Raw genomic sequence first — 22,578 nt, forward strand, 5'->3', positions numbered from 1 at the left:
CCAGGATCAATCAAGCCTCGGGACCCGGAGACTCACATGCGCATCCTGCTTGTCGCTTCCGTCGCCGCCATCGCCTTCATGTCCACCGGCGCCGCCTTCGCCCAGACTGAACCCTCCAAGCCCGGCGCTGCGGCGCCGGCGGCGAACCGCACCCGACAGATCGTTCCGGTGGCTGCCGCCGAGGCGGCGCCGGCACCGGTGCTCGCCGCTCCGGTGATCAAGCCGGCCCCCCCGCCGCCGCCCGCGCCCGCTCCGGAGGTCGTCGACACCAAGGCGGCCGAGGCCGTCGCCAAGGATCTCGTGCAGCAGCAGCCCGCCGAGCCCAAGCCGGCCGACGTCACTGGTGACATCGCCGCCGACACGCCGGCTCCGCCGCCGCCGGCCCCCGCGCCCGCCGCCGTGCCTCAGCCCAAGGTCGCGCCGCCGCCGGTGGTGGCGGAGGCCCCGGCCCCGGCCGAGCCGGCTGAGGAGCCTGCCGCGGCTCCCCCGCCGCCGGTGGTCAAGAAGCTGGTCAGGCCCGTGAAGAAGCCGCGCAAGGTGGTGCGCTACTATCAGGACGAGGGCTACGTCTCCTATGCTCCGCGACGCAGCTATGGCGGCTACGGATATGGCGGCTACGACGACGGCTGCAATTACTGAGCGGCCGGGCCGGCTTTCGCCGCGACGCCAACCGCTTCTTCTCCCGGCGCCCCGACGTGCAGGCAGGTTTTCCCGAACCTGCCTGCACGCATGACTCCGGGCAGCGTCGATTTTGGCGAAAGCCGCGACAGCCGCTCCGGCGTCGCGGCCGACGCCGTCAGCCGCCGAGTTCGTCCTCGACATGGGCGCGGATGATGTCGTCGAACGAGGTTTCGGCCCGGAAGCCGAGGTCGAGCGCCCGCTGCGTCTCGAAGTCGCGCGGCCAGCCTGCGACGATCCGCTCGATGATCGGGTCGGTCTCGCGGCGGATCAGCGCCACCGCCTTGTCGCCGGCGAAGCGCCGCAGCGCCTCGATCTCCTCGCCCACCGTGGCCGAAAGGCCGGGCATGTTGAGGTTGCGCCGCGCCCCGACGCGGGTGAGGTCGACGCTCGCCGCATGGATGAGGAAGCCGACGGCCGAGCGCGGGCTGGCGAACCAGTGCCGCACCTCCTCCGACACCGGCAGCACCGCCTCCTGCCCGGCCAGCGGCTCGCGCAGGATGTTGGAGAAGAAGCCCGACGCCGCCTTGTTCGGCTTGCCCGGCCTGACGCAGATCGTCGGCAGGCGGATGCCGATGCCGTCGAAGAAGCCGCGGCGGCTGTAATCGGCGAGCAGCAGCTCGCCGATCGCCTTCTGCGTGCCGTAGCTGGTCAGCGGCGTCTGGAAGAACTCGTCCGCCACCTTGTCCGGGAACGGCGCCCCGAACACGGCGATCGACGAGGTGAAGACGAGGCGCGGCCGGTAGGGCGCGCGCAGGCCCTCCGCCCGGACGGCCTCGAAGAGGTCCCGCGTGCCGTCCAGATTGATGCGGTAGCCCTTCTCGAAATCGGCCTCGGCCTCGCCGGAGACGATGGCCGCGAGGTGGAAGATGATGTCAGGCCGGCCGGCGACGAGGCCGGCGGCGGCACCGGGCGCGGAGAGGTCGGCGGTGACGGTCGCGACCTTGCCGGAGAAGCCGGCCGGCGCCGCCGGCTCGACCACGTCGACCAGGGTCAGCGCGGTGATCTCGCGGCCGTCGATCGCCTTGTCGGCGACGAGACGGTCGGTCAGCTTGCGGCCGACCATGCCGGCGGCGCCGAGGATCAGGATGTGCATGGGCCTTCTTTCCTTCAGGACATGGGAGGAGCGCGGCGTCAGCGGCCGACGCGCTGGCTGACGACGCGTTCGATGAGCAGCGCGATGATGATGATCGAGCCGATGGCCGAGCCCTGCCAGAACGGCGAGACGCCCAGCAGGTTGAGGCCGTTGCGGATCATCACCATGATCAGCACGCCGATCAGGGTGCCGATGATCGAGCCGCGCCCGCCAAACAGGCTGGCGCCGCCGATCACCACCGCGGCGATGGCGTCCAGCTCCATCATGTTGCCGGCCAGCGGATCGGCCGACAGGATGCGGGCGATGGAGAAGGTGATGGCCACTGCCGCCAGCGCGCCGGAGACGACGTAGGGCAGGATCGAATAGAACAGGACGTTGAGCCCGGCGGCGCGGGCCGCCTCCTTGTTCGAGCCGACGGCGTAGATGATCCGTCCGCCCTTGGTGCAGGTCAGGTAGGCCCAGGCCAGGAGATAGAGCGCCGCCAGGAACAGCACATTGGCCGGAATGCCCAGCACGCTGGTGTAGACCATCGCCGACATGCGGTCCGGGATGGTCGAGAGTGCGGTCTGGCCCGAGAGGATGTAGGCGAGGCTGCGCCCGATCGCCATCACGCCGAGCGTCACCACGAAGGCGGCCAGGCCGCAATAGGCGATCAGGAAGCCGGAGAGAAGGCCGATGGCCGCGCCGGCCAGCACCGCAACCAGGATCGCCGCCTCCAGCGGCATGTGCTGGACGCTGAGCCCGAGGATGATCCCGGTCAGCCCCGCCACCGATCCGACCGAGAGGTCGATGCCGCCGGTGAGGATGACGAAGGTCATGCCGACCGCGACGATGCCGATCACCACGGACTGGTCGAGCACGTTGAAGATGTTGGTGCGCGTCAGGAAATAGGGCGACATCAGCGACAGCACGACCGCCAGGGCGAGGGCCAGCACCAGCATGCGGACCTCGAGGCGCTGCGTCAGGGCGGTGAGGCCGCGGCGCATCGGGCTCGATGCCGGCCGGAGCGTCGCTGGGCTGTCCGTGGAGCGGGACATCGGGGCTCCCTTCACAAGGTTGTCGCAAGGGTCTCGACGCGGCGCCGGACCTCCTCGGGGGGTGGGGTGGGCGCGCCGACCGGCAGCGTCAGGCCGACCCAGCCGAGGTCATGGCCGCGGCTGTTGCGCAGCGGCACCAGCATGGTCGAGCGCCCGCCCGCCGGCTCGGGCACGAAGGCGTCGTCGCGGCGGCGGAGCGCCGTGCCGATGCCGGTGTCGGCGAAGGCCCGGGCCTCGCCGGCGGCAAAGCCCGGATCGGCCGCCTTGTCGGCCACGACCATGTTGAGGCAGATCAGCCGCTCGCCGTCGAGCAGGGCCCAGAAGCCGGCGCCGCCGGCCTCGGCGGTGAGCGATTTCAGCACGGCCGTGTTGCGGGCCATGGAGGTGCGCGGCGCCGCCAGCAGCGTCAGCTTCTCCTCGTCCAGCAGCGCCGAAGGCAGGTCGGCGATGCTCTGGCCGTCGCTGATCACCACGATGCGGTCGGAGAGCCCCAGCAGTTCCTCGAAATCGGAGGAGACCAGCACCACGGCCACGCCCCTGGCGGCGATGTCGCGCAGCAGCGCATAGATCGAGGCGCGTGTGCCGATGTCGACGCCCTTGGTCGGCTCGTCGAGGATCAGCACCCGCGGCTCCAGCAGCAGCCAGCGGGCGATGATGATCTTCTGCTGCATGCCGCCGGAGAAGTTCAGCATGTTGGCGTCGAGCAGCCGGTCGGCCGGCAGGCCGAGGCTCTGCAGCAGGGCGTCGACCTGGCGCTCGCGGCTGCGATAGCCGAGGCCGAAGCCCCGGTGCGCGCCGAGATGGGCGAGCAGCAGGTTCTCCTTCACCGACAGGTCCGGCACGATGCTCTGGTTGCGCCGATCCTCGGCGACGAAGCCGATGCCGGCCTTCACCGCCTGGGCCGGCCGGCGCGGATCGATCACCTTGCCGGCCAGACGGATCGTGCCGGCGACGCGCGGCCGCAGGCCGAAGATCGCCTCGACGGTCTCCGAGCGCCCGGCGCCGACAAGGCCGCCGAGGCCGAGGATCTCGCCCTGGCGGACGCTGAACGAAACGTCCCGTACCGCCGGGGGCGCCTGGAGGCCGGCGACCTCGAACACGGTCGGCGTGCCGGCGCCCGAGATCGAGGTGCGCGGCGCATAGATGCTGCCGACATCCTGGCCGACCATGTGGCGGATCAGCTCGGCCTGGGTGAGCGCGGCCGTGGCGCAGGAGGGCAGCACGGTGCGGCCCTCGCGCATCACGGTGACGCGGTCGGTGATCTCGAACACCTCCTCCAGGCGATGGGAGACGAAGACCAGGCCGTTCCCGGCGGCGCGCAGCCGCGTCATGATGCCGAACAGCCGGTCGACCTCGCCGGGGCTGAGGGAGGCGGTCGGCTCGTCGAAGATGATCAGCCTCGCCTGCACGCCGAGCGCCTTGGCGATCTCGACCAGCTGGCGTTGCGCGGCCGAGAGGCGGCGCACCTCCATGTCGAGCGGCAGGGCGCCGGCCTGGCCGAGCGTCTCCAGCAGCTCCTCGCCGCGCCGGCGCAGCACCGGATAGGACAGGCGCCCCTTGCGCCCGAACTCCGGCAGGAAGATGTTTTCCACCACCGACAGGTCCGGGACCAGGCTGGTCTCCTGCATGACGATGGCGATGCCGATGTCGAGCGCATCGCGGGTCGAGCGCAGACGGATCGGCTGGCCGCGATAGACGATCCGGCCCTCGTCGGGAATCACGTGGCCGGAGATCACTTTCGACAGGGTCGACTTGCCGGCGCCGTTGGCGCCGAGCAGGCCGTGCACTTCGCCGGCGCGCAGCTCGAATGAGGCCCCGGCGAGCGCCCGGGTGCGGTCGAAGGTCTTGACGACGCCGCCGGCGGTGAGCAGCGGCGTCCCGTCCGCGGTCGGGTTGGCGGGAGGCATCGGCGGATTCCACGAAGGCACGGCCGGGCAGCGGCCCGGCCATGCATGACGACGAAGGATGAAGCCGCCCGCGCCCCGGCGCCGGGACGCGGGCGGGAGCCGATCAGCCCATCTCGTTGGCGAAGACGGTCTGCTTCACCGTGGGCAGGAGCTCCTCGATGTTCTGGCTGCTGACCGCCAGGATCGGCACCGAGACCTCCTTCTCGACGGTCTCGCCGGCGAGGTGCCTGACCATGGCCTCGCCCGACTTGACGCCCATCAGGTAGGGCTGCTGCATGCCGCTGGCGACCAGCTGGCCGGACTTCAGGAGATCGACGAATTCCGGGATGCCGTCGAAGGCCGCCACCAGGATCTCGCCGTCGCGGCGCGCCGCCTTGATCGCCCGGAGCGCGCCGATGGCCGGCGCGTCGGTCTGCACGAACAGGCCGCGCATGTCGGGGTTGGCGGTGAGCATGTCCTGGGTGAACTTGAAGGTCTCCTCGGCGGTGTAGGCCTGCATCTGCTGCAGCGCCGCCTCCTTGGCCTTGACGCCGCCCTCGGCCAGGCCGTCGCGGAAGCCCTTGGTGCGGGCCTGGCCGTTCTTGCGGGCCTGGGAGATGGTGATCAGGCCGACCGAGCCGTCCTGCCAGCCCTTCTTCTTCAGGGCCTCGGCCAGGGCCAGGCCGACGCCCTTGGCGCCTTCGTAGTTGTTCGAGATGATGAAGGAGACGTAGTCGCCGCTGTTGGTGCCGATGTCGGCGATCACCACCGGGACGCCCGCCTGCTTGGCCAGCGCCAGCACGCTGGGAGCGGTGGAGGAGTCGGTCGGCGAGATGACGATGCCGGCCGCGCCCTTGGCGATCGAATCCTGCGCGTTCTGCAGCTGGGCCTGCGGGTCGTTGTGGGAATCGAGCGCCTGATAGGCATAGCCCTTCGCCTTGACCGCAGCCTCCACGCCCTTGGACAGGTAGCGCCAGAACGGCAGGTCGAGGCCCGGCGTCAGGTAGACGATGGTCTTCTCGGCGGCGCGCGCCGGCATGAGGCCGAACGGGGCGGCTCCGGTCGCCAGGGCGGCGCCGGCGGCCACTTGCATGAAAGTCCTTCTCTTCACGGCTTCCTCCTATCGGCGCCGGCGTTGCGGCGCGGTTGTCATGTCTCTTCCTCGTCCCTTCTGCCGGAGACGTTCCATTGCGGGGCGGTCTTGCGCCACGCCGGCCGGGCCGCGGGGGCCGCAGGCGCGGTTTCGAGGATCGAGCGGGTGGTGGTGTAGATGCGGTCGAGATGCACGCCGAAGCCGGCCACGACGGCCTCGACATCATGCGCATGCAGCGCCTCGAGGATCACCGCATGGTCGCGGCAGCTCAGCGCGATGGCGCCCGGCCGCGACACGGCGCGGCGGCGGTGGTCCATCATGTAGGTGTAGAGATCGGTGACGAAATCGGCCAGCGGGGGGTTGCCGCAGGACCTGTAGATGGCGGTGTGGAACTCGCGGTCGCAGATCAGGAAGCGCACGGGATCGTCGAGCGCCTCGAGCTGGGTCTTCAGCGAGGCGTCGAGCAGGGCGAGCGTCGCCGCGTCGATGCGCCGGGCGGCTTCGGCCACCACCTGGCTCTCGACCAGCAGGCGCGCCGCCTGCACCGCCTCGATGTCGTAGGAATTGATCAGCTTGGGCTCGCGCAGGCCCGTCGCCACCGGCCCGACATCGTCGCTGATCACCCGGGTGCGGGCGCCGTGCGAGACCTCGATGATGCCGCGCGTCGCCAGGATCTGCATGCCGCCGCGCACGGTCTCGCGGCTGACCTGCAGGGCGGCGGCCAGATCCCGCTCGCTCGGCAGCACATCGCCGACCTGCAGCATGCCGGCGGCGATCAGCGAGGCGACCTTGTCGGCGACGATGTCGCGCACGCTGTGCCGCACCACGCCGCGGCGGAACTCCGGCACGGATTCGAGGACGGAAAGGTCGCTGCGCGACGCCATGGTTTCAACGCCAACTGATCTGGTGGTCCATACAGCAGACCAGTCCTATCAAGACGAGCTTCCCGAAGCCTGTCAAGGGGAGCATCGGCGGTCGCCGAACCGCGGCGACCACAAGAGGCATGCTGATCCGGAGGATCGGCGACCATCCGGGGTCGGCGGGGCGCGGACGGTCAGGCAGCGGCCGATCCGCCACCGCCTGCAGGTCCGCGTGCCGACGACGGCCGGGGCCTGACCGATCCCGGCAGTCAGGCTTCCCGCACGGCCGCCGCCCGGCGCCAGACGCGCAGGGTGACGAACACCGCGATGGCCAGATGGATGCCGGCATTGTGCAGGAACAGCGCGCCGGCGCCGAAGGCCTGCATGGCCCAGGAGGCCGTCACCGGCCCGAGGATCGCCCCGATGCAATAGAGGAACAGCAGCGCCGCCGACACGCCCACGGCATTCTCGCGTCCCGTCCGGTCGTTGGTGTGGGCCGAGGCGCAGTAATACTGCGTGGCGATGATGCCGCCCATCACCGTGCCGAGCAGGGTCAGCGGCCAGCCGACCAGGGCCGGCCCGTGCAGGAACAGCGCGACCTCGCACAGCGCCGTCAGGACGCACAGGCCGATCAGCACGTAGCGCCGGTCGGTGCCGTCGGAAATGCGCCCGACCGGGAACTGGAAGGCTGCAGCGCCGATGGTGATGGCGCTCATCAGCGTGCCGGTGGCGATGCTGCTCATGCCGATATCGGTGGCGTAGACCGGCGTCAGCGACCAGAACGGGCCGTTGGCGAAGCCGATCAGGATGACGCTGACGAAGCCGACGGGCGAGGTGCGGAACAGCCAGGCGAGGTTCATGCGCGCCGGCGCGGCGCCCGGCGTCGGCGCATCGTCCGACACCAGCGCCAGCGGCAGGAGGAAGATCGCCACCACGGCTGCGGCAATGGCGAACAGGGCGAAGGAGGTCGGCTCGCCCAGCCGCATCACCTGGTTGCCCAGCGCCCAGCCGCCATACTGCGTGATCGAATAGATGCCGAGCAGGCGGCCGCGATAGCGGTTCTCGGCCTTGCCCTGCAGGTAGCTTTCGACGATGGCGTAGATGCCGGCGAGAAAGAAGCCGCACAGGCCCCGGATGGCGATCCAGGCCAGCGGTTCGACGAAGCGCCCCAGCGCCAGGATACCCAGGGCGCCCAGCGCCGAGGACAGGCCGAAGGCCTTGATATGCCCCAGCCGCTGCACCAGCCATGGCGTCAGCGTCGCCCCGGCCAGCATGCCGCCGAAATAGGCCGAGCCCATCAGGCCGATGTCGAGCGGGAGGAAGCCCTCGATCTGCGCCCGGACCGGCAGCAGCGTGGTCAGGGCGCCGTTGCCGGTGAGCACGCCGAACACGGCGACCAGCAGGGCGGTGATGGAAGCATAGGCGGGGCGCACGACGGGATACTCGGCGGGAACGGAGGCAGGGAGGTCAGCGCGTGCTCGGCTGGGCGTCGGGCAGGGCGAAGGGGCGGGAAAAGCGGCGGATCAGCCAGGATCGGAACAGCGAGATCTCCGGCCGGTCGAGGTCGTCGGGATGGATGGCGAGGTAGTAGCCGTAGCCGTCGTCCACGTCGATCTCGAACGGACGCACCAGCCGCCCCGCCGCGATCTCGTCCTGGAACAGCACGGGGTCGACCAGGGCGAGGCCTTCGCCCGAAAGCGCGTATTGCACCGCCAGCTGGGCCGTGTCGAACAGGAGGCCGCGGTCGACCTGGGTCGAGGCGATGCCGGCGGTGCGGGCGAACGTCTCCCACAGGAAGCGCGGCGGCCGGCCGTCGACCTTGACATGCAGCAGGTCGTTGGCGGCAACGAAGGCGGCGAGGCCATCGGCCGGCTTGCGCGCCGCCACGGCCGGATGGCACAGGATGGTGAGGCGCACCATCCACAGGAGGTCGAGCACCTGCGGAGCGACGCGCGGCGGCGAGTAGACCACGGCGATGTCGGCCTCGCGTTCGGCGCTGCCGGGAACGGGCCTGGTGTCGATGTCGAGCGTAACATCCGGGAATTCGCCGCGGAAATCGCGCAGGATCGGCACGGCGAGGCGCTGGGCGAACGTGGTCGGCAGCAGCACGCGCAGCGAGCGGCGCGGCTGGCCGCGCTCGCGCAGGATCTCCTCCAGCGTGGCGTCGATGCGGTCGAGCGCCTTCTCCACCACCGGCAGCAGGCGACGGCCGGCATCGGTCGGCACCGGCTGCGGCGGCTTGCGGTCGAACAGCGCAACGCCGAGGAACTCCTCCAGGCCGATGACGTGGCGGCTGACGGCGCTTTGCGACACCAGGAGGCTCTGCGCCGCCGCGGTGAAGCTGCCGTGGCGACCCACGGCCTCGAAGGCGCGCAAGGCGTTGAGCGGGAGCCAGCGTCTGTCCATCGACGACTCGGGAAGGAGGGGAGGCTGCGGCCATCATGGCGTGCGGCGGCGGGCATCCTGTCCGCCGTGCGACGCTGCGAGGGCCACTGACGTCGGATTGACGCAAGTCCGTCTCACGCCATGGCGTGCCAAGCATCGGCGTGGCGTGCTATGGACAATGGTGATTCCCCTCCCCCGCAGGTGCGCGTGCTCCGCGTTTCGCCAGACACCGACGAACGTCCGCTGACCGGCATTGCCCTGGCCGGGCTCGGCTATGCCTTCTTCGCCATCCAGGACGCGCTGGTGAAGTGGCTGGTGGCCGACTACGCCGTGCCGCAGATCCTCATGGTGCGCAGCGTGATGATCGTCGCCTTCGCCGCCGTCCTGGTGCGGCGCGAGCGCCATCCGCCGATCTGGCGCAGCCCGAATCGCGGCTCGCTCGTCCTGCGCGCCGTGCTGATCCTGGCGGCCTGGTTCTCCTTCTACTCGGCGGCGCGGCACTTGCCCCTGGCCGAGCTCACCACGCTCTATTTCGCAGCGCCGATGCTGGTGGTGGTGCTGTCGATCCTCGTCCTGAAGGAGCGGGTCGGCCCGGCGCGCTGGCTGTCGGTGATCGGCGGCTTCGCCGGCGTGCTGCTGGCGGCCAACCCGGCCGGCGCGCCGGATCTGGCGCCGGCGGCGATGGTGCTGTTCGCCGCCTTCTGCTGGGCCTGGAGCGTGGTGCTGGTGCGCCTGGTCAGCCGCACCGAGACGACGCTGAACCAGATGCTGGCCAGCAGCGTGCTGTTCGCCGTGGTCTGCGCCGCGACCATGCCGTGGCTGTGGCGTACGCCGGATGCCGCAGGCTGGGGCCTGATGATCGCCCTCGGCGTCGTCAGCGCCCTCGGCCAATACGTGCTCTACGAGGGCTTCCGCCATGCCCCGGCCTCGGCCCTGGCGCCGATCGAATATACCGGCCTGGCCTGGGCCTTCCTCTATGGCTATCTGATCTGGGCCGAGGTGCCGGCGCCGCATGTCGTGCTCGGCGCCGCGCTCATCGCCGCCTCCAGCCTCGGCCTGATCTGGTGGGAACGGCGCCGGCTCGCGGTCCGGCGCCTCGCCGGCGGCTGAACGCCGGCGCTCAGCCGATCCGCGTCCTTGCCAGCACGGCTTCGTCCGGCTGGTAGCCCAGGCCCGGCGTGTCGGAAAGGACGATCATGCCCTCGGCGTCGACCTCCAGCGGCGCCGCCATCATGAAGTCGCGGCGTACGGTGCTCCATTCCGGCGGGTCGTAGGGAAATTCGATGAAGGGCGCATCGGCAAGGCCGGCGGTCAGGTGGCAGTTGGCGACCACGCCCATGCCGTTGGTCCAGGTGTGGGGCGTGAAGACGAGGTTGTGCTCCTGCGCCATCGCCGCCACCCGGCGCAGGCCGGTGATGCCGCCGACCAGGGCCGCGTCCGGCTGCAGCACGTCGAGGCAGCCCTCGCCGATGAGGTCGCGGAACTCGGACAGCTCCCGCGTCATCTCGCCGCCGGCAATGCGGATGTCGACCATCTCGCGCAGGCGCCGCATGCCCTCCCGGTCGGCCCGGTGCAGCGGCTCCTCCATCCAGAACACCCCGAGCCGCTCCAATTCGCGCGCCACCTGCACCGCATCCTTCAGCGACCAGGGCGCATAGGCGTCCCACGACATGCGCCAGCCCTGGTTGCAGTCGACCATCAGGTCGAGCTTGTGGCCGATGCGCGCCCTGACCGCCTCCAGCGCCCGGATGTCGGCGCGCCAGTCGCCACGGTGGAAGCGGATCTTCAGAGCCTTGAAGCCCTGCGCCAGATAGGCTTCGGCCGCGTCCGCCAGGGCCTCGGGCTGGCGCAGCGTGCCGGACGAGGCATAGGCCGGGATGCGGTCGGAAAGACCGCCGATGAGCTTCCACACCGGCTGGCCGGTGATCTTGCCGATGAGATCCCACAAGGCCAGGTCGAGCGGCCAGCAGCGGCCGTAATGGAACTGGATGTTGGACAGGATGCGGTAGTGCCGCTCGATCGCCATCGGATCCTGGCCGATGAAGAAGCGCTCATGCCCGGCGAATCCGGTCATGGTGTCGCCCGAGCCGACGCCGGTGAGCCCCTCGTCGGTGGTGACCCGCACGATGGTGGCGTCGAAGGCCGTGCGCGGCTGGGTGTCCCAGCTGGCATGGAAGGCCGGGTCGAGCGGCAGGCGATGATGGGTGATCTCGATGCCGGTGATCTTCATGGACCGCTCCGTCTCGGCGGGTTCCGCCAATGGTCACGCCTGCGTCAGCACGGTATGGGCGAAGGCGATGAGGTCGGTATCGGCAATGGGACGCCGGTTGGAATTGCGCATGGCCGCATTCTCCGGCCGTGCCATCTGCTCGGCCAGGCGCTCCGGGCTGACCCCGGCGAATTCCTGAGCCAGGGACACGGGCAGGCCGATCGACCGGGTCAGCGCCTCGAACGCCTTCGGCAACGCCGCCGCCGAGGTCACGCCCATCGCCCGCGCCGCGGCGGCGAAGGCGCCGTCGTCGCCGGTGACGTTCCAGGGCAGCGTCGCGATCAGGCCGAGCGCCACCGAGCGGCCGTGATGGATCGGCCGCAGCGAGGCCAGGGCATGGCCGATATTGTGTCCGACCGCCGTGCCGCAATTGTCGATGGCGACGCCGCCGAGCGCCGCCGCCCGCTGCAGCGCCTCACGGGCGGCGAGGTCCTTGCCGTCGCCCACCGCCCGCTCGAGATGGGTCGCGACCAGGCGGATCGCCTCATGGGCGAAGATGTTGTTGATCTCGGTCGCGTTGGCGTTGGTCGAGGCCTCCAGCGCATGCACCAGCGCGTCGATGCCGGTCGCCGCGGTGAGGAAGGGCGGCAGGGAGAGGGTCGTCTCCGGGTCGAGGATCACCTCGTCCGCCTTCAGCTCCTCGCCCCACAGCCAGACCTTGGCCTTGTCGGCGCGGGTGAGGATGGCGGTGCGCGTCATCTCCGAGCCGGTGCCCGACGTGGTCGGGATCACCACCGAGGCGAGGCGCTTGCGCGGGAACGGACGCTTGCACAGCTCGTAGTCGACGGCCGACTTGCGCGCCGTCGCCGCCGTGGTCGCGATCGCCGCCACCACCTTGCCGAGGTCGAGGGCCGAGCCGCCGCCGAGCGAGACCACCGCCCGGGCCCGGCTGCGGCGCGCCAGCGAGGCGGCGGCATCGGCGGCCGCCACGGTCGGGTCGCCGCCGAAGTCGGAGAACACCGAGACGCCGAACCCGGCCTTGGCGAGGCAGGCCTGGACGTCGTCGATCAGCCCGGTCGGCTTCAGGCCGGGGTCGGCGACCAGCACCACATGGCCGCCCGGCCCGACCAGGCCCGAAACCAGGGCTCCGGCGGCCTCGCGCGCTCCGGCGCCGCCGGTGATGCGCGGCACCCTCGTGTGCACGTAGCGGGTCATGACGGTGGTCCCCCGAGATGGGTGCAAGCAGGTTCGAGAGAACCTGCTTGGCGCGCGGCGATGCGCCGGCCGGCATCCCGTTTTAGCCCGGCCGCCGGACGGCGCCTCTGCCTTTATGCGATGAGCCGATGCAAAAAACCGATATGGCCGTTTCGCCGTGGCGAGGGGCGGACCGGCGCGCTAGCTTGGCGGGGCATCCGGCCGCAGGGGACGATCATGGAGCTTTCCGCCGAAACCAGCGAACGGCCGCGCCGTCGCGGCCGGGAGGAGCGGGCCCGCGCCGCCGGGCCGCAGGCTCCCAGGCCGCAGCCGCGCCTCCCCTTCCCGCCGGCGCCCGGCGTCTCCGCGGACGAGTTGGAGGCGATCCACCTCGCCTCGCTGCGGGTGCTGGAGGAGATCGGCGTCGACGTGCTGCACGACGAGGCCAGGGCCCTGCTCAAGGCCGAGGGCGCCGACGTCGAGCCCGGCTCCCACCGGGTGCGCTTCGACCGCGGCCTGGTCGAATCCAAGATCGGCCTGGCACCGCGGAGCTTCACGCTGCATGCCCGCAATCCCCGCCGCAATCTCGTGCTCGGCGGCGATCATCTCGCCTTCTGCTCGGTCGCCAGCGCCCCCAACGTCAGCGACCGCGAGGGCGGGCGCCGGCCGGGCAACAAGCGCGACTACCAGAACCTGATCCGGCTCGGCCAGACGCTCGACGCCGTGCACCTGTGGGGCGGCTATCCCGTCGAGCCCGCCGACATCCACGCCTCCGTGCGCCATCTCGAGGCCCTGTTCGACATGCTGACCCTGTCGGACAAGGCGATCCACGCCTATTCGCTGGGCCGGGAGCGCAACCTCGACGCCATCGAGATGGTGCGCATCGCCCGCGGTATCGACGACGAGACGCTGGAGCGCGAGCCCTCGCTCTTCACCATCATCAACTCCAACTCGCCGCTCAAGCTCGACATCCCGATGCTGGAGGGCATCATCCAGATGGCGCGGCGCAACCAGGTGGTGGTGCTGACGCCCTTCACCCTGGCGGGCGCCATGGCGCCGGTGACCATCGCCGGGGCCGTGGCCCAGCAGAATGCCGAGGCGCTCGCCGGCCTGGTCGTGGCGCAGTCGGTGCGGCCGGGCTCGCCCTTCGTCTATGGCGGCTTCACCTCCAATGTCGACATGCGCTCCGGCGCGCCGGCCTTCGGCACGCCCGAGCAGATGAAGGCGGCTCTGGTCGGCGGCCAGCTGGCGCGGCGCTACGGCCTGCCGTACCGCTCCTCCAACACCAATGCCGCCAACACCATCGACGCACAGGCCGCCTATGAGAGCGTGTTCTCGCTCTGGGGCGCGGTGATGGGCGGCGTCAACCTGCTGATGCACGGCGCCGGCTGGATGGAGGGAGGCCTGCAGGCGAGCTTCGAGAAGATGGTGATCGACGCCGACCTGCTCGACATGATCGCCGCCTTCCTGACGCCGCTGGCCGTCGGCGAGGATGACCTGGCGATCGAAGCCATGCGCGAGGTCGGGCCGGGCGGGCATTTCTTCGGCTGCGCCCACACCCAGGCGCGCTACCGCACGGCGTTCTTCGCGCCGATGATCTCCGACTGGCGCAACCACGAGAGCTGGCGCGAGGCCGGCTCGCCCACCGCCTACGACACGGCCAACCGACTCTACAAGGCCAGGCTCGCAGCCTACGAGGAGCCGCCGATCGATCCGGCCGTCCGCGAGGAGCTGACCGCCTTCGTCGCCCGCCGCAAGGCCGAGGGCGGCGCACCGACGGACTTCTGAGCCGGTGCCGCCCGCCGCCGCCATCCGTCCGAGCCGCGTCGATCGGCGCGGCCGGAAAACCACACCTGCAAAACGTTTGCGATTGCGCCCGGCGGTCACATTGTTTCGCCATATTCACCCTGCGACAATGCTTGGCGTCCGATGCCGCCCGATCCTTGGCGAAGGCTCGGCGTCTGTTCGGTCCGGCTCCTTCCATGTCGCTTGTCCTCCCGTCCCCCGCCCGCGCGCTGGCTCCCGGCGCGCATGCGGCCGTCTTCGCCACCTTCCTGGTGTTTGGCATCTCCAACGGCCTGTGGGGCAGCTCGCTGCCGGAAGTGGCGCGCCAGGCCGGAGTGACGCCGCGGCTGCTCGGCGCCGCCCTGACCTTCTTCATGCTGGCCTACCTCGTCAGCATGACCGCCGGCGGCTGGGTGGCGCGGCGCGCATCCCTGAGGCGCATCCTGCTGCTCGGGCTGCCGGTCCAGGGCCTGCTGCTGGCGGGGCTGCTGCAGGCGCCGTCGCCGCAGACCTTCTTCGCGGCCTTCTCGGTCTACGGCCTCGTCGCCGGGCTGGTCGACCTCACCATGAACGCCGAGGGCACCCGGGTCGAAGCCGATTTCGGCCGGCCGATCTTCGCCGGCCTGCACGGCGCCGCCTCGCTCGGCATGGCGATCGGCGCCATCACCAGCGGCTATCTCGCAGCCAATCTCGGCACATGGCCGGTCTCGGTCATCGCCCTGATCGCGTTCGCGCTGGCGGCCTGCGGCATTGCCGCCGGCACGCCCGAGCGGGGCATCGACCCGCCGCGCGGCGTGACGGCGGCCGGGGGCAGCGGTCGGCTGGTGCTGGTGCTGCTCGGCATCGTGGTCGGCATCTCCATGGCCGGCGAGATGACCGCCGCGGCCTGGTCGGCGCCGCTCCTGATCGAGCAGGCGCAGGAATTCGCGGCCTGGGCCGGGACGGGCGCGGCCGTGTTCGCGCTGGCGCAGGCGCTGATCCGTTTCCAGGCGGATCCGCTGCGCCGCCGGCTCGGCGACCCGCTGCTGCTGGTTCTGTCGCTGGTCCTGGCCCTGGCCGGCTTCGTCATCGTCACCGTCAGCCCGGCCTTCGCCGTCAGCGCCATCGGCTTCGGCCTGGTCGGCCTGGGCACCGCCTGCGTGGTGCCCTGCGGCTTCGCCATGGCGGTCGCCCGCTCGCCGCTCGCCCCGTCCGCCTCGCTGGCCCTGGTCGCCTTTGCCTCGGCGCTGCCGCGGCTGCCCACGCCTTATCTCGTCGGCGAGATCGTCACTCGCGCCTCGATCGGCGCCTCCTTCGGCCTGTTCGTGGCGCTGTTCGCGCTCGCCATCGGCATCAGCCTCTCGCTGCGCCGCTCGAAGCCCGTCGGGGCCTGACACGGGGCCCGAGGGCTCGTTCGCGAACACGTGCTTCGCCGCTCCCGCGGCACGCCCTCTCGACCGTCATGGCCGGACTTGATCCGGCCATCCACGCGCACACAACGACACGGAATGGGGTGAAGATAGGCCCCAATCGCGCCGTTCCCTTACGAGATCGCAAGCGATCTCGCAGCGAAATCGAGTTCGATTTCGCTCGGGATGGCCGGATCAACTCCAGCCGTGACGCCCGCGTTGATGAACCGCCCCCAGGGTCCGGCGCGCGGTTCCGAGAAGGGCGTAGGACTGCCTTCCCCACCTTCGGCGGAGACGGTTTTTCGCGCTCCGTCCCGCTTCCTTCCTCTCCCCATCCCTCGACCGGAGGATCTTCGGCATGAAATCCCATGCGCGCGTCGTCGTCATCGGGGGCGGCGTGGTCGGCTGCTCGGTGCTCTACCACCTCGCCCGCGCCGGCTGGACCGACGTGATGCTGATCGAACGCGCCGAGCTCACCGCCGGCTCGACCTGGCATGCGGCGGGCGGCTTCCACACGCTCAACGGCGACCCCAACGTCGCCAGGCTGCAGCAATACACCGTCGAGCTCTACAAGGAGATCGAGGCGCTGTCGGGCCAGAGCTGCGGCCTGCATCTCACCGGCGGCGTCATGCTCGCCGGCACGCGCGAGCGCATGGACTGGCTGAAGATGGCCCATGCCAAGGGCCGCTATCTCGGCATGCACACCGAGATCATCTCTGCCGCCGAGGCCAAGAAGCTCCTGCCGCTGATGGAGGAGAAGGAGTTCGTCGGCGCGATGTGGGACCCGTTCGAGGGCCATCTCGACCCCTACGGCACCACCCATGCGTATGCCCGCTCCGCCCGGCTCAAGGGCGCCGAGATCGTGCTGCGCAACCGCGTCCTCGACCTCGCGCAGCGCGAGGACGGCAGCTGGGACGTGGTCACCGAGCAGGGCACGGTGCATGCCGAGCACGTGGTCAACTGCGGCGGCCTGTGGGCGCGCGAGGTCGGCCGCATGGTCGGCCTGCAACTGCCGGTGCTGGCCATGGAGCACATGTACCTTCTCACCGAGGACATGCCGGAGGTCGCCGAGATCAACCGCTCGACCGGCAAGGAGATGATCACCGCCCTCGACTTCGAGGGCGAGATCTACATGCGCCAGGAGCGTGGCGGCATGCTGCTCGGCACCTACGAGCACGATTGCAGACCCTGGTCGGAGACGGTCACGCCCTGGGATTTCGGCCAGAACCTGCTGGAGCCCGACCTCGACCGCATCAGTCCGCAGCTGGAGATCGGCTTCCGCCATTTCCCCGCCTTCGAGCGCGCCGGCATCCGCAAGATCATCAACGGCCCCTTCACCTTCGCGCCGGACGGCAACCCGCTGGTCGGGCCGATCCGGGGCCTCAGGAACTTCTGGGTCGCCTGCGGCGTCATGGCCGGCTTCTCCCAGGGCGGCGGCGTCGGCCTCGCCCTCTCCAACTGGATGGTCGAGGGCGATCCCGGCTTCGACGTCTGGGGCATGGACGTCGCCCGCTACGGCGACTGGACCACCCTCGGCCACACCAACGCCAAGGTGCGCGAGAACTATGCCCGCCGCTTCCGCATCCGCTTCCCCAACGAGGAGCTGCCGGCGGCCCGCCCGTTCCGCACCACCCCGGTCTATGACCGCCTCGCCGAGCGCCACGCCGTGTTCGGCGACATGACCGGACTGGAGCACGCGCTCTGGTTCGCGCCGTCCCGGGACGAGGCCCGGGACGAGTTCTCGTTCCGCCGCTCCAACGACTTCCCCCATGTCGGCGCCGAGGCGCGCGCCGTGCGCGAGGGCGTCGGCCTGCTGGAGATCGCCAACTTCGCCAAGTACGAGGTGACCGGGCCCGGCGCCGAGGCCTGGCTGGAGACGCTGCTGCCGAACCGCCTGCCGGCGGAAGGGCGCATGGTGCTGACGCCGATGCTCAACGACAGGGGCATGCTGATCGGCGACTTCACCCTGGCCCGCGAGGCGGCCGACCGCTTCCTGATCCTCGGCTCGGGCCTGGCCGAGCAGTACCACATGCGCTGGTTCCTCGCCCGCCTGCCGGCGAGCGGCGTCGCCGTGCGCAGCCTCGGCCTCGACCTCGTCGGCCTGCAGATCGCCGGGCCGAAGTCGCGCGAGCTGCTGTCGCGCCTCGCCGGCCGCGACGTCTCCAACGCCGCCTTCCCCTTCATGGCGATCGACCGCTTCGATGTCGGCCCGATCCCGGCGCGGGTCGGGCGCGTCACCTATACCGGCGACCTCGGCTACGAGATCTGGGTGCGACCCGAGCACCAGCGCGCCCTGTTCGACCTGCTCGCGCAGACCGGCGCGGATCTCGATCTGCGGCCGTTCGGCGGCCGGGCGCTGAACGCGCTGCGGCTGGAGAAAAGCTTCGGCTCCTGGTCGCGCGAGTACCGGCCGATCTACACGCCCTGGGAAGCCGGGCTGGAGCGCTTCGTCTCGACCCAGAAGCCGGCCTTCGTCGGCCGCGACGCCATGCTGCGCGCCCGTGACAAGGGCCCGACCCAGCGCCTCGCCACCTTCGTGGTCGAAGCGCTCGACGCCGACGTGATCGGCGACGAGCCGATCTGGCGGGACGGCGCGGTGGTCGGCTGGGTGACCTCGGGCGGCTATGCCCATTGGTCCGAGGCCTCCGTCGCCCTCGGCTACGTCAAGGCCGCTGCCTTCGACCCTGCCGCCGCCTACGAGATCGAGATCATCGGCGACCGCCGCCCGGCCCGCATGGCGATCGAGCCGCTGTTCGACCCGAAGGGCGCGCGCATGCGCGGGTAGCGGCGGACGTCGACCGGCGGCATCGCAGCTGCGCGGCGCCCATTCGCCGTGCGCCAATGCGCGTCGCCGGGAGACAACAGCGCCGGTCGTCCCGGCCATGTCCTTCGGCCTCGCGACATCGGCCGGCTGCGGCAAGACAGCGGGGCTTGACGTCGGCGGGGACGCACCCGCCTGGGTGAGGTATCCGGGCTCGATTGCCGCCGCATCCGCCCGGCCTGACTTTTCCTCGCTGTTGGATCGGAGCAGATGCTGCAACGCTTCCAGGCAGGGCTGCATCCAGCCGCTGTCCCGGCGATGAGGAAGCTCCATCGGATCCCCAGGCTGTGGCACACCGCATTCGAGCCGATCGATCGGACGCATAGCTCGGTGTGCGCCGTCATGTCGCCGTGCTGAGAGATGCCATCGGGATCGAACCGCCCGGCGCATGCCTACGGCACAGGCGAGGGCCCATGATGGGCTCCCGGCGCAAAGACCGTCAGCAACGGAATCGTGGAGCGGCAGGTATCAGGCGCCGGTCGCATCTGTTCTAGAGTTTCCCAAGCTCGCCGAGGGAGACGGTGGCAGGACTCGATCGCTGCGCGGCCTCGCCGCGGTCCGACGCCGGCTCGCATCCGGGGAGTCAAGAGCAATCTCCCGACCATCCAGGCAAGGGACCGACAGATGATCAATCGGAGAGACCTCATGCTGGGAGCGCTGGCGGGTGCCGGCGCCTACGGCTTCGGCCGGGTCAACCCCGACTTCCTCGTCAACTCCGCCTTCGCGGCCGAGGGACGGACGCTGCGCTTTCTCGGCGCCGAGGCGCTGACCGGCAACTGGGATCCGACCACTCACACCAATCTCGGCCAGCTGATCGTCGAGGGCTTCGTCTTCGGCTATCTCACCCGCGCGCCGATGCGCCCGGAAAAACCGGACGAGCTGGTGTTCGAGCTGGCCGAATCCCTGACGCCGGTCGATATCCACACCTTGCAGGTGAAGCTGCGCAAGGGCATCAAGTTCCATGACGGAACGCCCTTCACCGCCGCCGACGTCAAGGCGACCTATGAATACGGCTCGCAGCCCGACCGGCCGGCCCAATGGTATCCCGGCCCGGTGACGGTCGACGTCGTCGACGACCACACCTGCAACATCAACACCAAGGCGCACGGCTATCCCGCCGGCCTCTATTATTACCTCTCCTCCTTCCTGCCGATCATGTCGGCCAAGGACATCGCCAACAAGGCCCAGCTCTCGGCGCGGATGAACGGCACCGGCCCGTTCAAGTATGTCGACCAGAAGGGCGACACCACGGTGCTCGCCGCCAATCCCGACTTCTTCCTCGGCGCGCCGAAGATCCCGGGCCTCGAATACCGCTTCGTCGGCGACACGACCACGCGCACCCTCTCGCTGCTCAACGGCGAGGCCGACATCATCGAGCGCCTGGAGCAGGAGCAGGTCGAGACCATCGGCAAGGACGACAAGTTCGCCATCCACAAGGCGGTCTCGGTGGAGAACAAGTATCTGTTCTTCCGCTGCTCCAAGAAGCCGTTCGACGACCCGCGCATCCGTCTGGCCGCCTGCCATTCGATCGACCGCGCCCAGGTCCTCGAGGTGCTCGGCGTCTCCGGCACCGCCTCCAAGGCGCATATCTCGCCGGTGAAGTTCGGCTACGTCGAGGTGGCGGACTATCCCGAGTTCGATCCGGAGAAGGCGCAGGCCCTGCTGGCCGAGGCCGGCTTCCCCAAGGGCGAGGGCCTGCCGGAGCTGACCTACTATTCCTCGGTCGGCTTCTATCCCAAGACCAAGGAATATGCCGAGCTGATCACCGGCATGCTGCAGGAGCAGGGCTTCAAGGTGAACCTGCAGACCCTCGAGGTCGCGGCCTGGGGCAACCTGCTCTACGACAAGCCCGGCGGCGGCGAAGGCCACATGATCGATTGCGGCTGGTGCACCGGCTCGCCCGAGCCGGATCTGGTCATCCGCACCCACTTCCACTCCTCGTCCAAACGCATCACCGGCATCGTCGACCCGGAGATCGACGCGGTGCTGGACAAGGAGCGCAATGCCGGGTCGATCGAGGAGCGCAAGAAGATCCTGCAGGAGGAGACGCTGCCCACCCTCGCCCGCAAGGCGCCGGCGCTCGCTTTGTTCACCTCGGTCTTCATCCACGCCTACAACAAGAAGCTCGACGGCCTCTACATCTATCCCAACGGCATGCAGGACATGAGCAAGGCGACGCTCGCCTGACGCCTGTCGCAGGAGCCGGCCCCGGCCGGCTCCCCTCCCTCCGGATGACGATCGGGACGGTCCGGCTGCATGTTGATCCTCGAATTCCTGGTCAAGCGGGTGGCGCAGGGCATCCTGATCGTCGGCATCACCTCGCTGATCATCTTCACCCTGCTGCGCGTCGTGCCCGGCGATCCCGTGCGCCTGATCGTCGGCGGCATGGCGCCCGACAACGTGGTCGAGGAGGTCGCCAGGAAGATGGGCCTGCGCGACCCGATCATCGTGCAGTACGGCCGCTACATGGCCGCCTTGGCGCGCGGTGACCTCGGCCAGTCCTATATCCGGCCGCGCAGCGGCGGCGTCGCCGCCGGCGGGCAATATGTCGACCCGACCAAGGCGGAGATGGCGCCGGTCGCCGATCTGATCCTGGAGCGGCTGCCGCTCACCCTGCAGCTCGCCGGCGTCGCCCTGGTGTTCGCGCTGCTCATCTCCTTTCCCATCGGCGTCGCCGGCGGGCTGCACCAGAACGGCTGGCAGAATTCGCTCGCCTTCGGCGTGCAGTCGCTGTTCGTGTCGATCCCGAACTTCTGGCTGGCGATCGTCCTGATCCTGTTCCTGTCGGTGAAGCTGAATCTCGTGCCGGCGCTCGGCTACAAGGGCTTCTCCTACGTGCTGCTGCCGGCCTTCGTGCTGGCGGTGGAGATTTCCCCCTTCATCATCCGCACCCTGACGACGGCCCTGGGCGAGGTCATGCAGGCGCCGTTCATCGACGAGGCGCGGGTGCGCGGCCTGTCGCGCCGGCGCATCGTGCTGTCGCACGCCCTGCGCAACTCGGCGGTGCCGCTGGTCAACCTGCTCGGCATCCAGCTCTCCACCCTGATCGGCGGGGTGCTCGTCATCGAATACATCTTCGACTATCCCGGTCTCGGCAACCTGACCGTGGTCTCGGTGCTCGGGCGCGACTTCCCGGTGATCCAGGGCATCGCCATCACCACCTCCGCCGTCTTCGTCTTCATCAACATCCTGGTCGACCTCGTCGCCTATCTCATCGATCCGCGCGTGGAGATCTGACCGATGGCGATGATCACCGCGGACACCGCCCCCGCCGCCGGCCGCACCGCCTCGGTCAACCGCCGCATCCTGGCGGCGGCCTGGCGCATGGTCAGCTTCCGCATCGGCTTCTTCATCTTCGTCGGCCTGCTGCTGGCCTCGGCGATCTATCCGGAGATCTCGTCGATCTCGGCCACCAAGATGGTGGTCAAGGACAAGTTCCTGCCGCCGCTGTTCCTCGGCGAGAAATGGACCTGGGTCCATCCCCTCGGCACCGACCAGCTCGGCCGCGACATGCTGATGCGCTGCCTGATCGGCCTGCGCTACTCGCTGCTGATCGGCATCGTCACGGTGGTGCTGGTCTTTCTCATCGGCTGCGGCCTCGGCCTGCTCGCCGGCTTCAAGGGCGGCTGGTGGGACACGATCATCATGCGCATCACCGATGCGCAGCTCTCCATCCCGATGATCATCCTGGCCATCACCATCCTCGGCGTGTCCAAGCCCGAGCCGCTGACCATCATCATCGTCCTGGCCCTGTCGGGCTGGCCGCTCTATGCGCGCGTCGCCCGCAGCGCCGCGGTGACCGAGCGCAGCAAGGAGTACGTGCGCGGCCTGCGCGTGCTCGGCGCCGGCGACTGGCGCATCCTGCTGCTCTACGCGGCGCCCAACATCCTGCCGCCGATCGCCTTCGTCGCCGTGCTGGACGTGGCGCGGATGATGATCTTCGAGGCGATCCTCGGCTTCCTCGGCCTCGGCGTGCAGCCGCCGACGCCGAGCTTCGGCAGCATCATCTCCGACAGCCGCAAATACCTGATCAATGCCTGGTGGATCGCCACCAGCCCCGGCGTGTTCCTGGCGCTGGCCCTGACCTCGATCAACCTGATGGGCTCGGCGCTGGAGAAGGCCCGCAACAAGATCTACGGAGGCTGA

At 70.0% G+C, this 22,578-nt stretch carries 17 protein-coding genes; 8 read left to right on the forward strand and 9 right to left on the reverse strand.

Features of this window, described 5'->3' with window-relative positions:
* Positions 1–36 precede the first annotated feature (36 nt).
* On the forward strand, positions 37–639 hold the full coding sequence (locus tag AC27L4_RS09580; protein WP_487141859.1) for a hypothetical protein: 603 nt from the start codon (positions 37–39) through the stop codon (positions 637–639).
* Positions 640–796: 157 nt separating this feature from the next.
* Here AC27L4_RS09580 and denD read toward each other — a convergent pair whose 3' ends face one another.
* From denD to AC27L4_RS09615, 7 genes are all read right to left on the reverse strand, one after another.
* Positions 797–1,774 carry a D-erythronate dehydrogenase gene (denD, locus tag AC27L4_RS09585; protein WP_487141860.1) on the reverse strand — a complete coding sequence of 326 codons (978 nt, stop codon included), beginning with the start codon at positions 1,772–1,774 and terminating at the stop codon, positions 797–799.
* Between the two features lie 38 nt (positions 1,775–1,812).
* Complete coding sequence (locus AC27L4_RS09590; protein ID WP_487141861.1) at positions 1,813–2,811, reverse strand: ABC transporter permease; 999 nt, start codon at positions 2,809–2,811, stop codon at positions 1,813–1,815.
* Between the two features lie 11 nt (positions 2,812–2,822).
* Positions 2,823–4,718 carry a sugar ABC transporter ATP-binding protein gene (locus tag AC27L4_RS09595; RefSeq protein ID WP_487141862.1) on the reverse strand — a complete coding sequence of 632 codons (1,896 nt, stop codon included), beginning with the start codon at positions 4,716–4,718 and terminating at the stop codon, positions 2,823–2,825.
* Between the two features lie 103 nt (positions 4,719–4,821).
* Positions 4,822–5,808 carry a substrate-binding domain-containing protein gene (locus AC27L4_RS09600; protein WP_487141863.1) on the reverse strand — a complete coding sequence of 329 codons (987 nt, stop codon included), beginning with the start codon at positions 5,806–5,808 and terminating at the stop codon, positions 4,822–4,824.
* A 38-nt stretch (positions 5,809–5,846) separates the two neighbouring features.
* The gene (locus AC27L4_RS09605) at positions 5,847–6,674 is read right to left on the reverse strand and encodes a FadR/GntR family transcriptional regulator (protein WP_487141864.1); all 828 of its coding nucleotides are present in this window, start codon (positions 6,672–6,674) and stop codon (positions 5,847–5,849) included.
* 245 nt (positions 6,675–6,919) lie between these two features.
* Positions 6,920–8,083, reverse strand: coding sequence for an MFS transporter (locus AC27L4_RS09610; protein ID WP_487141865.1), 1,164 nt, complete (start codon positions 8,081–8,083; stop codon positions 6,920–6,922).
* A 34-nt stretch (positions 8,084–8,117) separates the two neighbouring features.
* Positions 8,118–9,056: a LysR substrate-binding domain-containing protein gene (locus AC27L4_RS09615; RefSeq protein ID WP_487141866.1), complete on the reverse strand. Its 939-nt coding sequence runs from the start codon at positions 9,054–9,056 to the stop codon at positions 8,118–8,120.
* Between the two features lie 186 nt (positions 9,057–9,242).
* Here AC27L4_RS09615 and AC27L4_RS09620 point away from each other — a divergent pair, with 186 nt between their 5' ends.
* A complete protein-coding gene (locus tag AC27L4_RS09620; protein WP_487141867.1) occupies positions 9,243–10,145 on the forward strand; it encodes a DMT family transporter in 903 nt (300 codons plus the stop codon).
* Positions 10,146–10,155: 10 nt separating this feature from the next.
* Here the strand turns inward: AC27L4_RS09620 and AC27L4_RS09625 are convergent, their stop codons facing one another.
* Positions 10,156–11,265, reverse strand: coding sequence for a mandelate racemase/muconate lactonizing enzyme family protein (locus AC27L4_RS09625; protein WP_487141868.1), 1,110 nt, complete (start codon positions 11,263–11,265; stop codon positions 10,156–10,158).
* 33 nt (positions 11,266–11,298) lie between these two features.
* Positions 11,299–12,459, reverse strand: a complete 1,161-nt coding sequence (locus AC27L4_RS09630; protein ID WP_487141869.1) for an iron-containing alcohol dehydrogenase — start codon at positions 12,457–12,459, stop codon at positions 11,299–11,301.
* Positions 12,460–12,675: 216 nt separating this feature from the next.
* On the opposite strand from AC27L4_RS09630, the gene AC27L4_RS09635 reads away from it, so the two are divergent.
* From AC27L4_RS09635 to AC27L4_RS09660, 6 genes are all read left to right on the forward strand, one after another.
* A complete protein-coding gene (locus tag AC27L4_RS09635) occupies positions 12,676–14,226 on the forward strand; it encodes a trimethylamine methyltransferase family protein (RefSeq protein ID WP_487141870.1) in 1,551 nt (516 codons plus the stop codon).
* 194 nt (positions 14,227–14,420) lie between these two features.
* Entirely contained in the window at positions 14,421–15,596 is a 1,176-nt protein-coding gene (locus AC27L4_RS09640; RefSeq protein WP_487141871.1) for an MFS transporter, read from the forward strand.
* 373 nt (positions 15,597–15,969) lie between these two features.
* Positions 15,970–18,396, forward strand: a complete 2,427-nt coding sequence (locus AC27L4_RS09645; protein WP_487141872.1) for a GcvT family protein — start codon at positions 15,970–15,972, stop codon at positions 18,394–18,396.
* A 660-nt stretch (positions 18,397–19,056) separates the two neighbouring features.
* Entirely contained in the window at positions 19,057–20,619 is a 1,563-nt protein-coding gene (locus tag AC27L4_RS09650) for an ABC transporter substrate-binding protein (protein ID WP_487141873.1), read from the forward strand.
* 69 nt (positions 20,620–20,688) lie between these two features.
* Entirely contained in the window at positions 20,689–21,669 is a 981-nt protein-coding gene (locus tag AC27L4_RS09655; RefSeq protein WP_487141874.1) for an ABC transporter permease, read from the forward strand.
* Between the two features lie 3 nt (positions 21,670–21,672).
* A complete protein-coding gene (locus AC27L4_RS09660) occupies positions 21,673–22,578 on the forward strand; it encodes an ABC transporter permease (RefSeq protein WP_487141875.1) in 906 nt (301 codons plus the stop codon).

This window comes from Labrys sp. Lb11, assembly GCF_057554225.1.

Bases quoted from the DNA above. Each gene is read 5' to 3' on its own strand.
- AC27L4_RS09580 (WP_487141859.1), top strand. From the start codon at position 37: ATGCGCATCCTGCTTGTCGCTTCCGTCGCCGCCATCGCCTTCATGTCC.
- denD (WP_487141860.1), bottom strand. From the start codon at position 1,774: ATGCACATCCTGATCCTCGGCGCCGCCGGCATGGTCGGCCGCAAGCTG.
- AC27L4_RS09590 (WP_487141861.1), bottom strand. From the start codon at position 2,811: ATGTCCCGCTCCACGGACAGCCCAGCGACGCTCCGGCCGGCATCGAGC.
- AC27L4_RS09595 (WP_487141862.1), bottom strand. From the start codon at position 4,718: ATGCCTCCCGCCAACCCGACCGCGGACGGGACGCCGCTGCTCACCGCC.
- AC27L4_RS09605 (WP_487141864.1), bottom strand. From the start codon at position 6,674: ATGGCGTCGCGCAGCGACCTTTCCGTCCTCGAATCCGTGCCGGAGTTC.
- AC27L4_RS09615 (WP_487141866.1), bottom strand. From the start codon at position 9,056: ATGGACAGACGCTGGCTCCCGCTCAACGCCTTGCGCGCCTTCGAGGCC.
- AC27L4_RS09625 (WP_487141868.1), bottom strand. From the start codon at position 11,265: ATGAAGATCACCGGCATCGAGATCACCCATCATCGCCTGCCGCTCGAC.
- AC27L4_RS09630 (WP_487141869.1), bottom strand. From the start codon at position 12,459: ATGACCCGCTACGTGCACACGAGGGTGCCGCGCATCACCGGCGGCGCC.
- AC27L4_RS09635 (WP_487141870.1), top strand. From the start codon at position 12,676: ATGGAGCTTTCCGCCGAAACCAGCGAACGGCCGCGCCGTCGCGGCCGG.
- AC27L4_RS09640 (WP_487141871.1), top strand. From the start codon at position 14,421: ATGTCGCTTGTCCTCCCGTCCCCCGCCCGCGCGCTGGCTCCCGGCGCG.
- AC27L4_RS09645 (WP_487141872.1), top strand. From the start codon at position 15,970: ATGAAATCCCATGCGCGCGTCGTCGTCATCGGGGGCGGCGTGGTCGGC.
- AC27L4_RS09650 (WP_487141873.1), top strand. From the start codon at position 19,057: ATGATCAATCGGAGAGACCTCATGCTGGGAGCGCTGGCGGGTGCCGGC.
- AC27L4_RS09655 (WP_487141874.1), top strand. From the start codon at position 20,689: ATGTTGATCCTCGAATTCCTGGTCAAGCGGGTGGCGCAGGGCATCCTG.
- AC27L4_RS09660 (WP_487141875.1), top strand. From the start codon at position 21,673: ATGGCGATGATCACCGCGGACACCGCCCCCGCCGCCGGCCGCACCGCC.